The sequence below is a fragment of the Salegentibacter mishustinae genome (assembly GCF_002900095.1).
Classification (GTDB): domain Bacteria; phylum Bacteroidota; class Bacteroidia; order Flavobacteriales; family Flavobacteriaceae; genus Salegentibacter; species Salegentibacter mishustinae.
This window is the reverse complement of record NZ_LLKN01000001.1, coordinates 156,967-171,442: the sequence shown is the minus strand read 5'-3', so window position 1 is coordinate 171,442 and position 14,476 is coordinate 156,967. Positions and strand designations below refer to the sequence as shown.

General features: G+C 37.6%; 12 protein-coding genes and 1 tRNA gene. 6 read left to right on the top strand and 7 right to left on the bottom strand.

What is annotated here, in order from left to right; genetic code table 11:
- Window positions 1–105: 105 nt before the first annotated feature.
- Genes APB85_RS00875 through APB85_RS00860 form a run of 4 tightly spaced genes read left to right on the top strand, consistent with a single transcriptional unit; the run spans window position 106 to window position 3,402 of the window.
- Window positions 106–651, top strand: coding sequence for an RNA polymerase sigma factor (locus tag APB85_RS00875; RefSeq protein WP_057480271.1), 546 nt, complete (start codon window positions 106–108; stop codon window positions 649–651).
- A complete protein-coding gene (locus tag APB85_RS00870) occupies window positions 635–1,255 on the top strand; it encodes a hypothetical protein (RefSeq protein ID WP_057480270.1) in 621 nt (206 codons plus the stop codon). Before APB85_RS00875 ends, APB85_RS00870 begins: the two co-directional genes overlap by 17 nt.
- Window positions 1,236–2,645, top strand: a complete 1,410-nt coding sequence (locus APB85_RS00865) for a DUF4097 family beta strand repeat-containing protein (protein ID WP_057480269.1) — start codon at window positions 1,236–1,238, stop codon at window positions 2,643–2,645. Before APB85_RS00870 ends, APB85_RS00865 begins: the two co-directional genes overlap by 20 nt.
- Before the next feature lie 55 nt (window positions 2,646–2,700).
- Window positions 2,701–3,402 (top strand): peptidoglycan DD-metalloendopeptidase family protein, encoded by a 702-nt coding sequence (locus APB85_RS00860; protein WP_057480268.1) that lies wholly within the window; start codon window positions 2,701–2,703, stop codon window positions 3,400–3,402.
- Here APB85_RS00860 and APB85_RS00855 read toward each other — a convergent pair whose 3' ends face one another.
- The 7 genes from APB85_RS00855 to APB85_RS00825 all read right to left on the bottom strand — a co-directional run bounded on the left by APB85_RS00855 (window position 3,403) and on the right by APB85_RS00825 (window position 12,670).
- Window positions 3,403–3,879, bottom strand: a complete 477-nt coding sequence (locus tag APB85_RS00855; RefSeq protein ID WP_057480267.1) for a DUF4199 domain-containing protein — start codon at window positions 3,877–3,879, stop codon at window positions 3,403–3,405.
- Between the two features lie 124 nt (window positions 3,880–4,003).
- Window positions 4,004–7,363, bottom strand: coding sequence for a preprotein translocase subunit SecA (gene secA, locus APB85_RS00850; RefSeq protein ID WP_057480266.1), 3,360 nt, complete (start codon window positions 7,361–7,363; stop codon window positions 4,004–4,006).
- An 88-nt stretch (window positions 7,364–7,451) separates the two neighbouring features.
- On the bottom strand, window positions 7,452–7,673 hold the full coding sequence (locus APB85_RS00845; RefSeq protein WP_013070580.1) for a DUF2795 domain-containing protein: 222 nt from the start codon (window positions 7,671–7,673) through the stop codon (window positions 7,452–7,454).
- A 227-nt stretch (window positions 7,674–7,900) separates the two neighbouring features.
- Window positions 7,901–8,473 (bottom strand): cob(I)yrinic acid a,c-diamide adenosyltransferase, encoded by a 573-nt coding sequence (locus APB85_RS00840; protein WP_057480265.1) that lies wholly within the window; start codon window positions 8,471–8,473, stop codon window positions 7,901–7,903.
- Window positions 8,474–8,929: 456 nt separating this feature from the next.
- Complete coding sequence (locus APB85_RS00835) at window positions 8,930–9,709, bottom strand: hypothetical protein (RefSeq protein ID WP_111327962.1); 780 nt, start codon at window positions 9,707–9,709, stop codon at window positions 8,930–8,932.
- 180 nt (window positions 9,710–9,889) lie between these two features.
- Window positions 9,890–11,395, bottom strand: coding sequence for an OmpP1/FadL family transporter (locus APB85_RS00830; protein ID WP_057480263.1), 1,506 nt, complete (start codon window positions 11,393–11,395; stop codon window positions 9,890–9,892).
- A 147-nt stretch (window positions 11,396–11,542) separates the two neighbouring features.
- On the bottom strand, window positions 11,543–12,670 hold the full coding sequence (locus APB85_RS00825) for a hypothetical protein (protein WP_057480262.1): 1,128 nt from the start codon (window positions 12,668–12,670) through the stop codon (window positions 11,543–11,545).
- A gap of 111 nt (window positions 12,671–12,781) precedes the next feature.
- Between APB85_RS00825 and proS the strand changes: the two genes are divergently transcribed.
- Window positions 12,782–14,260, top strand: coding sequence for a proline--tRNA ligase (proS, locus tag APB85_RS00820; protein WP_057480261.1), 1,479 nt, complete (start codon window positions 12,782–12,784; stop codon window positions 14,258–14,260).
- 77 nt (window positions 14,261–14,337) lie between these two features.
- A tRNA-Glu gene (locus tag APB85_RS00815) sits at window positions 14,338–14,409 on the top strand.
- Window positions 14,410–14,476: the final 67 nt, after the last annotated feature.

Genomic DNA, 14,476 nt, shown 5'->3' with positions numbered 1-14,476 from the left:
AACCAAGCTGGTAAAAGCCGACTGTTTTGAAAACCAACCAAAATGTTTCGTTGCTTGTATCCAGAATATTAAATCCCATGTAGTGGATGAAATCAACCATCAAAAATGATACAGCATAAATTAATAGAAGCCTGTAAAAATAATGATCGCAGGGCGCAGCTTAAGCTCTATAATCAATACTGCCAGGGAATGCATTATGTGGCCTTACGTTTTTTGAAAGATCCGTTTGAAGCGGAAGACGCGATGCAGGAAGCTTTTATAAAAGCCTTTGCTAAGCTGCAACAATTTACGGGAGAAGTCACTTTTGGCGCCTGGCTTAAGCGCATTGTAATTAACAAATGCATAGACAAGTTAAAGGCGAAAAAAATGGAGTTAGTGGCCATAAACGAGCAGGTACTAAGCAGCGCAGAAGAAGACGATAATTGGCAGGTAGATGATGGTATTGGGATGGAAGAAATAAAGCAAAGTATGGAAAACCTGCCGGAGAAATATAAATATCCGTTGATGTTGTTCTTAATGGAAGGTTATGATCACGAAGAAATATCAGAGATTTTAAATATCAGTCCGGTAGCCTCGCGGACGTTAGTACACAGAGGTAAGAAAAAATTGCAGCAAGAATTAAAGACTATAAAAAATGGCACAGGATATTAGGGAAATGTTTAAAAATGAAAAGGAGCCCAAACCCAATACATTACCCAAAGGGCATCAAAAACGATTTGAAGATCGTCTTGAGAAGGAGTTTCCGAAGAAAAAAGAACAAAATTCTTTCTTTTTTCTAAAGATCGCAGCCGTACTGGTTGTAGCGCTGGGAGTAGGATTCTTTTTTCTGAATTCTGGTGGTGATAATTTTACCAACAGCCCTTCGGTGGTTGATACTCCAACTGAAAAACCTTCCGAAGAAAAAGAAGATAAATTAGAACCTGCTGAGCATAACTTTCAACTAAGTGAGGTTTCTCCTGAATTCAAAAAAATTGAAGATTATTATATGGCGAGTCTCAATATTGAGCTTTCCAAAATCAATATTACCCCAGAGAATAAAGCGCTTATAGATTCTTTTATGAAGCAAATGGCTGAGTTAGATAAAGAATATCAAAGACTAAACACAGAGATAAAAGAAACGGGGCCAAACGAAGAAACTTTAGAGGCAATGATCGCGAACCTTCAATTAAGATTGGATTTGCTGTATAAGCTGAAGAATAAATTAAAAGAAATTAAACAATCACAAGACAAAGAATATGAAAACTACGAGGTATAATTTAATGTTCGCACTAGCCCTTTGCCTTCCGGTAGTGCTTAGTGCCCAAACAAAGAAGTTAAATAAAACTTATAAAACTTCAGATAATGTAGAAGTGAAAATAGATGCCAGTCATACTAATATCGTGGTAGATTACTGGGATAAAAATGAAGTTCAAATAGAAGCTACTTTAGAAACCGGTGAGCTTGCAAAAGAAAAGACAGAAGAACTTCTGGCTGCCTGGAAATTGAATACTTCAGGAAATGCTTCTACAGTTAATATTTCTTCCGGTGGGGGAATGCAGTGGAATGGAGATATAGATCTAAGCGGATTGGAAAAACCGCTGGCCAGCCTTCCGCAGATGCTGGAACCGCTAATGAATAATCTGGTAACACCTTTATTACAAAGTATGGGAGAAAGCATGGGTGAAGGTATGGGGGCGCCGCTTCCGCCAGAATTTAGTGAGAAAATGGGAAAAATAAAATTTGACTATGAAGCCTATCAAAAAGACGGCGATGAATATCTGGCAAAGTTTGAAAAAGAGGTAGAAGCCAATTTTGGAGATGACTTTGAAAAATCTATGGAAAAATGGGCAAGCCAATTTGAAAAAAATGCAGAGAAGTGGGAGAAGAATTTTGAAATGAAAATGGAAATAAACGAGGAGGAGCTGGAAAAGTCTATGGAGAAATGGGCAGAAAGCTTTGGGAAAGATATGGAAGCCTGGGGCGAATCTTTTGGCGCACAAATGGAAGCTCGTTTTGGAGAAGATGAAAAAGGGAAAAGTAAAGTGATAGTTTTAAATAATTCTAAGGCTAAAAAAACCATTAAGGTGAAAATGCCCAAAAACGCTAAACTAAAGCTTGATGTTCGTCACGGAGAGGTTAAACTTTCTGGAAGCACTAATAATTTGCGAGCAGATCTTTCTCATAGTAAACTTAACGCCGATAGGATAAATGGGAAAAACACCAATGTTGAAGCAGCCTATACGCCCGTGAATATCAACTATTGGTCTTACGGAATTATGGATGCCAAGTATGTAAAGAACTTTAAAATTAATAAAGTTAAAAGCATTAAACTCACTTCAAATTCAAGCAATGTGAATATCAATGAGCTGCAAGATACCGGAATCTTGTCGGGGAATTTTGGTGAACTCAATATTGTAAGCCTTGGCCCTAATTTTAAAAACCTGGATATAAATTTAGAGAATAGCGATTTAGAATTAGGTTTGCCTTCTTCGGCGTTTAACTTTATGTATAGCGGCACGCAAAGTGATATTAAGCATCCTAATGCTTTGAAGCTAACAAGCAGTGAGTCTTACGATAATAAAAAACTTAGTGGGTATCATAAATCAAAAGATGCAGGTGGGAATATTAGTATTAAAGCTAATTTTAGCGAAGTCTTGTTAAATTAGATTTCATACTGTATTTTGCGATCTTATAAACAACAAAGCGTTTATAAGATCGCTTATGGAAACTACCAATTTTTCTGAATTTCTTTCGCAGCTAACTTCTGGGTTTACCCAGGTTTTAGACGTGAATTTAAAGGAAGAAGATTATATAGTAATAGATTTATCTGAAGATAATGTAGAGCTCGGGAAAGTAGATGTTTCTTCTTCCCGGGCTTTTTCTAATTATATAGCTGAATATTTAAATGCCTTCGGAAAAAAAGTCGCTTTTGGAGGTTATTCTGAAGTTCGAAAATTATATAAAAGAAGTGAACTTTTTACAGCCTCAGAAGATGAAGACTCAAATAGAAATATTCATTTGGGTCTGGATTTTTGGGCTGATGCTTATACTGATGTTTTAGCGGTTCTGGATGGTAAAATTCATAGCTTTAATGATAATACCAATTTTGGCGATTACGGACCAACAATTATTCTTGAACATACATTTGAAGAGAAGAAATTCTATTCTCTTTATGGTCATTTAAGTCGGGCTTCTTTAGAAAATTTGATTCTTGGAACTTCTATTAAAAAAGGAGAGAAAATAGGCCAGTTGGGCACCGCCGAAGAAAACGGGGATTATGCCCCACATTTACATTTCCAGATCATAGAGGAAATGAAGGAAAAAATAGGTGATTTTCCGGGAGTAACTTCAAGAAGAGACCTGGACTTTTATTTGCAAAATTGTCCAGATCCCAATTATCTACTAAAACTTAGAAATTCCTGATTATTTCTTTTTTAAAATAAGAGCCACAATTGCTGCTGTTACCACGCCCATCATTAATGCTCCTGCTATAGATTGCACTATGTATGAGTTGAGGTTAAAGTAAGCCTCGGCATCCTTCTGGCTCATTGCATTTCTCGCTACACTGCTTTCTATAGCATTGTCAAAAAATTCGGGCGTAATTAAATAATGAGTAATTAATGTGCCAATAGGGGAGAGGAGCGCAATTACAATGCTTAAAATAACTCCCGAAACGAAGCCTTGTTTCCAACTCATTTTTCCGCGGAAAAAATTCTTTCTTTTATCGTGAATGGCAAATAAGTAAATCGCGATTGCAATTAGGCCGAAAAAGTTTGAGTAGATAGGATGTTTGGCAATTAACACATCGTGCCACCCCATTAGTTTTTCAAAATACATCCAAAGTAGGGAAGCCGCGAAAAAGATCACTCCCCATTTTATTTCTATTTCGTATTTTTTCATTTTTTTGATTGATTAGTTGAAAAGCTAATTTACTCAAAAAAATAGGCGAAAAAAGAAAGGGCTGTCTAAAAGCTTCCATTTTTCGGAATTTTAGACAGCCCTATTAAAAGGAATTGAAATTAGATTATTGGTTTACTACAACCCAATCTCCTTTTTCAATAAGCGGAATCGCTTGTTTGTATTTTAGCGTTTTATTTTCTCCACTCATCACATTTTTAATAGTCACTTTATCATTACGACCAATTTTAGGTTGGTCTCTTGTAATGGTTTCGGTTACCTGTGGTTTGCGTTGCTGTTGGGTGTTCCCTGCAGCACGACTTTGAGCGGCTCTTTCATCTATATTAGGAATTTCTTCCTTCTGGGTTTCTACCTTTTCTTTTTTGCGTTGTCTTGCTTCGTGAATGTTAGAAACATTTCCTTCAGGAATTTCACCTTTGAAAAGGAAAGAAATCACATCACGGTTTACCTGGTCTAGCATAGCTTTAAACAATTCAAAAGCTTCAAATTTATAGATCAATAAAGGATCTTTTTGCTCGTGAACAGCCAGCTGAACGCTTTGTTTTAACTCATCCATTTTACGAAGATGAGTTTTCCAAGAATCATCTATAATAGCAAGACTTATATTTTTTTCGAAATCTTTAACAAGTTGAACACCTTCGGTTTCGTAAGCTTTTTCAAGATTAGTAACTACCTGAAGTGTTTTTTGACCATCTGAAAATGGAACCGAAATTCTTTCAAAGTTGTTGCTTTCATCTTCGTAAACATTCTTAATTACCGGGAATGCTCTGGAAGCGCTGTGCTCCATTTTTTGCTGGTAATGTTTATAGGCTTCTTTATAAACAATTCCGGCAATTTTTTGAACGCCCATTTTCTCGAATTCTTGTTCTGAAACCGGGGCACTCATAGAGAAGTACCTAATTAGTTCAAATTCAAAATTCTTATAATCCTGGGCAACTTTATTGTTCTCGGTAATCGCTTCAGAAGTATCAAAGATCATATTAGCGATATCAACCTTAAGCCTGTCTCCAAATAACGCGTGGTAACGACGTTTGTAAATTACTTCACGCTGCGCATTCATCACATCATCATATTCGAGCAAACGCTTTCTTATTCCGAAGTTATTTTCTTCTACCTTTTTCTGTGCACGTTCAATAGATTTAGAGATCATAGAATGCTGAATTACTTCACCTTCTTCCAGACCCATTTTATCCATTAATTTGGCGATCCTTTCAGAACCAAATAGACGCATTAAGTTATCTTCCAAAGAAACATAAAACTGTGAACTTCCCGGATCTCCCTGACGGCCTGCACGACCCCTTAACTGGCGGTCTACACGTCGTGAATCGTGACGCTCTGTACCTACAATAGCCAAACCACCGGCTTCTTTTACTTCTTTACTTAGTTTAATATCGGTACCACGACCTGCCATGTTTGTGGCGATTGTTACAATTCCAGATTTACCGGCTTCAGCAACAATATCGGCCTCTCTTTTGTGTAATTTCGCGTTAAGCACGTTATGGGGTACATTTCTTAATTTCAGCATCCTTGAAAGTAATTCTGAAATTTCTACCGAGGTTGTACCAATAAGCACCGGTCTTCCGGCATTAGAAAGATCGGTTACGTGATCTATAACCGCATTGTATTTTTCTCGTTTGGTTTTGTAAACCAAATCGTCTTTATCGTTTCTTGCAATTGGGCGGTTGGTAGGAATTTCTACTACATCCAATTCATAGATTTCCCAGAATTCTCCAGCTTCAGTTACAGCTGTACCGGTCATACCCGATAACTTGCTGTACATTCTAAAGTAATTCTGAAGGGTTACCGTAGCAAAAGTTTGAGTAGCGTCTTCAATCTTTACATTTTCCTTGGCTTCAATTGCCTGGTGTAAACCATCGCTATAACGACGCCCGTCCATAATACGGCCGGTTTGCTCGTCAACGATTTTCACCTTGTTATCTATCACCACATATTCGTCGTCTTTTTCGAATAGGGTGTAAGCTTTAAGCAATTGGCGTAGGGTGTGAATACGCTCACTTTTTACACTGTAATCTCTAAAAAGCTCTTCTTTTTTCTGAGCCTCTTCTTCTTTAGAAAGTCCTTCTTTTTCGATTTTGGCGATTTCCATTCCCATTTCTGGCAATACAAAAAAATCGGCATCTCCATCGGCAGAAAGGTAATCAATACCTTTGTCTGTAAGGTCTATTTGATTGTTTTTCTCTTCAATAGTGAAATAAAGATCCGCGTCTACTTTAGGCATTTCGCGGTTATTATCCTGCATATAGTGATTTTCGGTCTTTTGCAGTAGTTGCTTTATACCTTCTTCACTTAGGAATTTAATTAGTGCCTTATTTTTAGGAAGTCCGCGGTAAACTCTTAATAATAGAAAAGCACCGTCTTTGGTATTTCCTTCTTTGATAAGCTTTTTAGCTTCAGCAAAAACCTTGGTAAGATGCTTACGTTGTAACTCTACAATATTGGAAATTGCCGGTTTTAACTCATTAAATTCGTGCACATCTCCTTTTGGAATAGGTCCCGAAATAATAAGTGGAGTACGGGCATCATCTACTAACACTGAATCTACCTCATCTACGATAGCAAAATTATGTGGACGCTGCACCAAATCGTCTGGCGCGTGAGACATATTATCACGCAAATAATCGAAACCGAATTCATTATTGGTTCCGTAGGTGATATCGGCATTATAGGCTTTTCTTCTGGCAGCAGAGTTTGGCCTGTGGTAATCTATACAATCTACACTTAGGCCGTGAAATTGAAAAATAGGAGCCATCCAGGCGCTATCCCTTTTGGCCAGGTAGTCGTTTACCGTTACAAGGTGCACTCCATTCCCGGTTAAGGCATTAAGGTACATTGGTAAGGTAGCTACAAGAGTTTTACCTTCACCGGTTTGCATCTCTGCAATTTTTCCCTGGTGCATTGCTACACCCCCAATTAGCTGCACATCATAATGGATCATATCCCAGGTTACCGGTTTTCCGGCAGCATCCCAGGAGTTATTCCAAATAGCGTGATCTCCCTCAAGGTTTATATAGTCTTTTTCGGCAGAAAGTTCACGATCATATTCTGATGCTTTAACTTTAAGTTGTTCGTTATGGAAGAAGCGTTTGGCGGTTTCTTTTACGGTAGCAAAAGCTTCGGGAAGGATATCATTTAAAACGCCTTCTGATACTTCATAAGACTTTGCTTTTAATGCATCAATCTCAGCATAGATATCTTCCTTTCGCGTAATATCGTCATTGGCATCTGCCTCAGCTTCCAGGTCTTCAATTTTCTTGTTTATATCTTTTAAAGCTTCAGCGATCTTTGCTTTAAAACTTGTGGTTTTAGCTCTAAGTTCATCTAAAGAAAGGGCTTCAAACTCACCTTCCAGCGCCTTTATCTTATCGACTATAGGTTGTATTTCTTTGACGTCTTTTTTTGATTTGTCGCCAACAAATACTTTCAATACAGAATTTAAAAAACTCATAATAGTTTTTGTTTAATACGGGGTTCAAATGTACGCAAAAAAAAAGCCTCACTTTGGAGACTTTTTTCTATTTTTTGCGTGCTGTTATTTAATATTCATCTTCATTCCAAAGATAATCATCATCAGTTGGATAATCGGGCCAAATTTCCTCAATAGAATCATACGAGTCTCCTTCATCTTCAATTGCCTGCAGGTTCTCAACTACTTCTAACGGAGCACCGGTTCTAATCGCATAGTCAATTAACTCGTCTTTAGTTGCTGGCCAGGGTGCATCACTTAAATAAGATGCTAATTCTAAAGTCCAATACATGGGTTGATCAGGTTTATTATTTTTGCAAAAATAAATTTTTTGTGGTAATAGCCAAGAAAAAAATCTATTATTTAATCAATACTGTTAAGAACTTACGCTAAAATTATAAATTTTACTCCATTATCGAGATTTAAACGCTCTAGGAATTGTCACGAAAATATGATGTTATTTCCTTTGAGCAGCTCAGATGTAGTTTTGTAAATAATCCTTGCTCGCGCCTTGAGATCTTATGATTTTTCAGGAATCCATTTCACCTCTTCGGCCTGTAATCTTTTAGACAACATCCGTGCCAGCACAAATAGATAGTCAGAAAGTCTATTCAGGTATTGTAATACAGCCTCATCAAAAGCTTCGATTTCGTATAAAGCCGTAGCAAGCCGCTCTGCGCGACGGCAAACACAACGAGCTATGTGACAGAATGACACGCTCTGGTGGCCGCCGGGAAGAATAAAATGAGTCATTTCGGGAAGTTCTTCATTCATTTTATCCATCTCTTTTTCCAGCAATTCAATATCTTCAGCTGAAATCTTCGGAATGCTTAAACGGTCTTTACCGCTCTTCAATTTTTGCTTTTCTGGATCTGTAGCCAGGGTTGAGCCAATAGTAAAGAGTCTATCCTGAATTCTACTCAATATTTTCTTAGTATGTTCTCCGGTATCCTGATCGCGGATAAGTCCAATGTGAGAGTTTAGCTCGTCTACCGTGCCGTAGCTCTCTATGCGAATATGATGCTTTGGAACTCTCGTACCTCCAAATAGTGCTGTAGTACCTTTATCACCGGTTTTAGTATAAATCTTCATATAATGTTTTGTTTTTGCTTAATTCGCCTACGGGAATTTATCTTTCAAAGGTACAAAACGAAGATTTAAGCCAATATGTATTCAGATTTAGGTTTTTGATTTTTCATCATTCCGGCGTTCCATATAACGCCTTCTGAAATTTCTGTTTTTACGGGCTTTTCGGTTCTTTTTGGCCCTGCGTGAATTCCAAATAAAATAAATGAGAAAAACAGCTATGAGCGCGAAGTAAATCCAGGTTTCCTGGTCAAACTCAAACATGATAGGTCGTTAATTTTTTACAAGATAAGAAATTCTTAATTTTTCAGTAATTAAAATCTAATTTTCAAGCTTAAGATTAGGTAAAACATATGGATGTAGTATTAGCTGAGTATTGAAAATCTTTAAAAAGAATTTCATAATTAAGCCTGCCGTGAATTTATCAAGGCAGGCTTTGTGAATAATTGGTCTAAAAATGTTCTAATCTTCTGTAGAGGTAGTCACCTGTGGCCCAATACCGCTAAGGCTTTGGTTGTATATCCATAATTCTTGTGTGGCACCGTTGGTAATTTCCATCCATTCCTGTGCGAAAGTATCAAAAGAACCTGAGCCATGAACTTCATCGAATTTCTCTTTAAGTTTTTGATCTTTCCCTAACCAGGCAAAGTCATCAAAGAAATAGACTACAGATAAATCCTGACCTGATTTGGTAGAGGAGAATTCATTGGTGTAAATGCCAAAAGGCGTTTCAGATGATTTTTCTTTTAAGACTTTTGTTACTTTTTCTAATTTAGAAATCATCTCATCATAATTTCCTCGCGCAATATCCCAAACGGTAACTCTTAGTTTACTCATTTCAAAGTCTGTAGGGAAATGAGAAAAATTATTGTGAAATCTCCAGAAAGTTACTTCTTCTTCACTGGCTAAATAAGGTACTACATTATTTTCCCAGTCCTGGTCGTGGGCTTCCTGATTTGGATTGGGAGTGTCTAACGCGCTCCAGGGCATCGGTCCCATAACCGCCATATAATCATAGGCGTTTTCACCGTTCATAATAGTGAAAATTCGCACACCCATAGCACCTTCAGCGTGATATTGCTCGTTGTGGTTTTTCATTCCTTCAGAAAACTCTTTCATTTTGTCGCTCTTAGCTGAATAGATAGCGCTTCCTACAATAAGGTATTCCTCATTGTTAGTTTGTTGGTCTTGGGAGAATACTAAAAAAGGGATTAGCATCATCCAGTAAAAAATTGATTTCATAAGCTGTTTTATTAAGTGTTAGTAATGCAGCTATGATAGATGAGGCTAAAATAAATAGGTTCTCTAAGTTACTGAAAAATAGTTTAATACCCCTGTTTGTTGCTGGTTTTCTATTATTATAATTATAAAAAAACGCCCCTTTGAGGGCGTTTATAGATCAAAACGAATAAATCTTTAATTTTATAATCCGAAACTTAGGGATAAAATAATATTAGAAAGATCCCTGTTTATATTTGCGGAGTTTGTTAGGCCGTTTTCAAAAAGTCTTGGGTTTTCCTCGTATTGTGCGTTGGTATAGGCTAAATTTATTTTCATAGTTCCAAAATCATAACCAATACCTCCCGAATAACCGGTTAGATCGCCCACGGTAGTTTCGTTAGCATAAGGGCTTTGCTCATAGCGGTAACCACCTCTTAAACTCCAATTGCTAATTCTATATTCACCACCTAATCTAAAAGTAGATACCGGCTGCAGTTCTGCTGAAATAAGTTCGTTCTGAAACTGGAATTCAGGATCATCGGTAGGTCTAAATTCGGTTGCTGAATAATCTTTGTAAGAGTAATCAAAACTAATTAAACCTTTTGTGCCAAAGAGTACAGCAAGACTTCCTGTTAACTTCCCGGGTGTTTTTAAAGTATAGTCTGGATAAACATTAATAACATTAGGGTCTACAATCACACGTTCATTCGCGTTATTATTAGTTTCCAGATATTGGGTAGCTTCTTCGGTAATGTTGAACCAGGTAGGAGAGTGGTAGGATGCTCCAACTCTAAACCTTTCGCTTACTTTTGCGATGGCACCTAACTGGAAAGAAAAACCGTCGCCAACAGTGCTCAGGTTATTGTTAAATCTAACTTCGTTTGTAGCGCTTCCCGCGTTATTATTAGTTTCTCTAAACCTCGTAGAACGATCAAAATTTAGGAAATGTGTGTTTAAGTTTGCGCCCAGGTAAAGGAAATCTTTATACTGAGTACCAAAATTAAAGGAGAATTTTCCATTTAAGCCTGTAGATACAGTTCGATATTCCTGATTAAAATTACCCGAACCTATAAAAGAATTGTAAGAAGTATTATCTGGTGAATTATCTACCTGATCTATAACAAAACCCTGGTAACCTAAAAATGCCTGCTGCGCGCCAAAACCTTCATTTTCTCCTAAGAAGGAATAAAGCTCTGAAATTGTCTCGCCTTCCTGGGTTTGTAGTAAGTTTAATGGAACCCCGTTTGCATAATTTAAAAAATATTGATCTATAGAAGTCTGGCTTACTCCGGTTGCTACATAAGCATCATCAAAATTATTGGTTTGCTCGTAATTAAGACCTAAACTGAATTTCCTCCAGGGGCTATCGTTTCGAGTATCAAAAATAAGTACACCACCCGCCTGATTAAAGTTAAAATCTGAATTGTCATTAGATGTGCCTGTTCCAAAATAATCTACCTCTTTGCTAGTAGACCTATGCGCCAATGTGATTGTTCCAAAAGAATTTAAAAATACAGCCGAACTTGCTGGATTTACGCTAATAGCCGATAGATCGCCGCCAAGGGCGCCAAAAGCACCGCTCATAGCTCGAAATCTTGCGGTTCCGTTTAATTCTTCAGAGCTATATCTATATGCATCCGTGATGTTTTGTGCCTGGGTGTTTCCTGCTAAAAATAAAAGACCCAGTACTAAAAAAATCTTTTTCATAATTTTCATTTAATTCCTGTTAGAGGGTGTTATACTCTCGAGTTCTGACTCGAGCTCTTCATATATGATTTCAGAAAAAACCTTACAGCTTTATACTGTAAGGTTGGTTCTTTAATTTATTGTATTGCTTTATTAATTAGAAGATTATTATCCTCTACCACCACCTCTGGAAGATGAAGAACGGCCTCCGCCAGAGCTTCTTGTTCCTGAGCTTCTAGAGCTGCCTGAGCTACTGCGCACGGTACCACTACTTCTGGAAGATCTATTTGAAGATCTATTGTAGGTGGAGTTTGATCTTGAACTTCTACTGGATCTATTTATAGTAGAATTTCTTCTGGTAGAAGAAGTATTAACTCGAGCTGGTTCATTTCTTCTACTAGAGCGTGAATAAACATTAGAAGTGTTATTGCTTCTTGTGTAACTTCTCTCAGAATTTTGATTACTTCTTATGGCTCTTATACTTCTGGAGTAAGAAGATTCATTGTCTCTTAAGCCAGAAACGTTTTCTCTTCTATTAGAAGTATAGTCTGAGTAGCTAGATCTTCTTCCGCTGTTATAGGCTATATCCCTATAGTTATTTCGAGACCAATAATATGGGTTGTTTACAAAACCTCCTCTCCAAAAGCCATTGTAAAATCCACCAAAGCCAAAGCCAAATCCGAAGCGATTGCCCCAGCCCCATCTTGGGCCGAAACCTCCACCGCCCCATGGGCCTAAGAAACCTCCGCGCCAGGGGCTATATCCTGCAAATCCCCAGGGGCCAAAACCTCCACCCCATGGACCGTAGAATGGATCCCACCATAGGTCGTTATAATAAAAGTTTCCAAATCCAAAACTGTTCCAAGCCCAGGGATTAAAAAAGCCTCCATTCCAACCGGTGTTATAAATATTTATAGTGTATTGATCTGGATCTTCGCCCCAGGGAGCACGGCCTGTATTGTAGGTTTGCTGATCTTCGTAATAGATTTCTTCTCCTTCAGCTCCTTCTGCAGAAGAATAAGATTCTACATCGGTAAAAACGATATTATCGGCCATTTGGCCATAAAATTTAGATTTTTCTGAAAAAAGATTCTTGTAGTAAGTGTTGCCCTGATCCTGATTATTATTAGCATATTGGGATGGCTCTTCAGAAGTTGTTCGCTGCTGTTCAGAATCACCGTAGATTCCGTCTTCATAACCAGAATACTGGTAAGAACCGCAAGATGCTAACAATAGCAAGAACATAGGAGCAACAAAAAGAATTGCTTTTTTTTGTAAGTCGTAATTGCGTATCATTAGCGTAGTATTTTATTGTTGAACATTACAAAAATAGTTAGTTTTGCGCTAACTAAACTTGCATTTAGATTGTGTTTAACAAAATCACAAGATTTATGCCAAATACATAGAATGAGTAAAAAGTTAAGCAAGAGAAGCGAAGATTATTCGAAATGGTACAACGAATTGGTGGTAAAAGCTGATTTAGCTGAAAATTCCGCAGTGAGAGGTTGTATGGTTATAAAACCCTACGGTTTCGCGATATGGGAAAAAATGCAGGCCCAGCTTGATAAAATGTTTAAGGAAACAGGCCATGAAAATGCCTATTTTCCACTTTTTGTGCCCAAGCATCTTTTTGAAGCTGAAGAAAAAAATGCTGAAGGCTTTGCGAAAGAATGTGCTGTGGTTACTCATTACCGCTTGAAAACCGATCCTAACGATAAATCTAAATTAATAGTAGACCCGGAAGCTAAACTGGAAGAAGAATTGGTAGTTAGACCAACTTCTGAAGCTATTATCTGGAATACATATAAGAATTGGATCCAGTCTTATAGAGATCTACCTATAAAAATCAATCAATGGGCCAATGTGGTTCGTTGGGAAATGCGTACGCGTCTATTTCTAAGAACTTCAGAGTTTCTTTGGCAGGAAGGGCATACCGCTCACGCAACCAAACAGGAAGCACTGGAAGAAACAGAGTTGATGAATAATATTTACGCTGAATTTGCCGAAAAATTTATGGCAATGCCGGTGATTAAAGGAACTAAAACTGAAGCTGAACGCTTTGCCGGTGCGGTAGAAACTTACTGTATTGAGGCAATGATGCAAGACGGGAAAGCCTTGCAGGCAGGAACTTCACACTTTTTAGGTCAAAACTTTGCAAAAGCTTTTGATGTTAAATTCACCTCTAAAGAAGGGAAGTTAGAAAATGTTTGGGCAACATCCTGGGGTGTCTCTACCCGCTTAATGGGTGCGCTTATAATGACGCATAGTGATGATAACGGATTAGTACTTCCTCCCAATTTAGCGCCTACACAGGTGGTAATTGTACCTATATATAAAGGAGAAGAGCAATTGCAGGAAATCTCTAAGGTGGCGAATAAACTTGCCGATGATCTTAAAGAAGCCGGTATTTCGGTGAAATATGACGATAGAGATACGCAAAAGCCAGGTTGGAAATTTGCACAGTATGAATTACAGGGTGTGCCGGTTAGATTGGCAATTGGACCAAAAGACCTTGAAAAGGGGAGTGTAGAGCTGGCAAGAAGAGATACGCTTACTAAAGAGTTTGTAAATCAAACTGAAGTAGTGGAGAAGGTGAAGCATTTGATGGTGGAAATCCAGGAAACATTATTTGAGAAAGCGAATAATTTTAGAAATGATCACATCACCAAAGTAAATTCTTTTGATGAATTTAAAAAAGTTTTAAAATCTAAAGGCGGATTTATTTCTGCGCATTGGGATGGAACTACAGAGACAGAAAACAAAATAAAAGGCCTTACCAAAGCCACAATTCGCTGTATACCATTTGGTTCCGAAAAGGAGTCGGGAAGCTGTGTGCTTACTGGTAAACCTTCAGAACAAAGAGTACTTTTTGCCAAGGCATATTAAATTTTAAATTTTTTTTGTTCAACTCTTGTGGCATTGAAAAATAGTTGTATTTTTGCATCCGCATTGAAACAAAAAATGGTCCGTTCGTCTAGGGGTTAGGACGCCAGGTTTTCATCCTGGTAACAGGGGTTCGATTCCCCTACGGACTACAAAAGAACACAAGTTTAAGTTTTGTGTTTTTAAAAGTCTTGAAAAGGCAATTTGAAATAAATTAAT

Excerpts from the sequence above, each read along its gene's own strand:
- proS (WP_057480261.1), top strand. The coding sequence starts at position 12,782 with ATGAGTAAAAAGTTAAGCAAGAGAAGCGAAGATTATTCGAAATGGTAC.
- APB85_RS00855 (WP_057480267.1), bottom strand. The coding sequence starts at position 3,879 with ATGAAAAAATACGAAATAGAAATAAAATGGGGAGTGATCTTTTTCGCG.
- APB85_RS00825 (WP_057480262.1), bottom strand. The coding sequence starts at position 12,670 with ATGATACGCAATTACGACTTACAAAAAAAAGCAATTCTTTTTGTTGCT.
- APB85_RS00865 (WP_057480269.1), top strand. The coding sequence starts at position 1,236 with ATGAAAACTACGAGGTATAATTTAATGTTCGCACTAGCCCTTTGCCTT.
- APB85_RS00875 (WP_057480271.1), top strand. The coding sequence starts at position 106 with ATGATACAGCATAAATTAATAGAAGCCTGTAAAAATAATGATCGCAGG.
- APB85_RS00840 (WP_057480265.1), bottom strand. The coding sequence starts at position 8,473 with ATGAAGATTTATACTAAAACCGGTGATAAAGGTACTACAGCACTATTT.
- secA (WP_057480266.1), bottom strand. The coding sequence starts at position 7,363 with ATGAGTTTTTTAAATTCTGTATTGAAAGTATTTGTTGGCGACAAATCA.
- APB85_RS00870 (WP_057480270.1), top strand. The coding sequence starts at position 635 with ATGGCACAGGATATTAGGGAAATGTTTAAAAATGAAAAGGAGCCCAAA.
- APB85_RS00845 (WP_013070580.1), bottom strand. The coding sequence starts at position 7,673 with ATGTATTGGACTTTAGAATTAGCATCTTATTTAAGTGATGCACCCTGG.
- APB85_RS00830 (WP_057480263.1), bottom strand. The coding sequence starts at position 11,395 with ATGAAAAAGATTTTTTTAGTACTGGGTCTTTTATTTTTAGCAGGAAAC.
- APB85_RS00835 (WP_111327962.1), bottom strand. The coding sequence starts at position 9,709 with ATGAAATCAATTTTTTACTGGATGATGCTAATCCCTTTTTTAGTATTC.
- APB85_RS00860 (WP_057480268.1), top strand. The coding sequence starts at position 2,701 with ATGGAAACTACCAATTTTTCTGAATTTCTTTCGCAGCTAACTTCTGGG.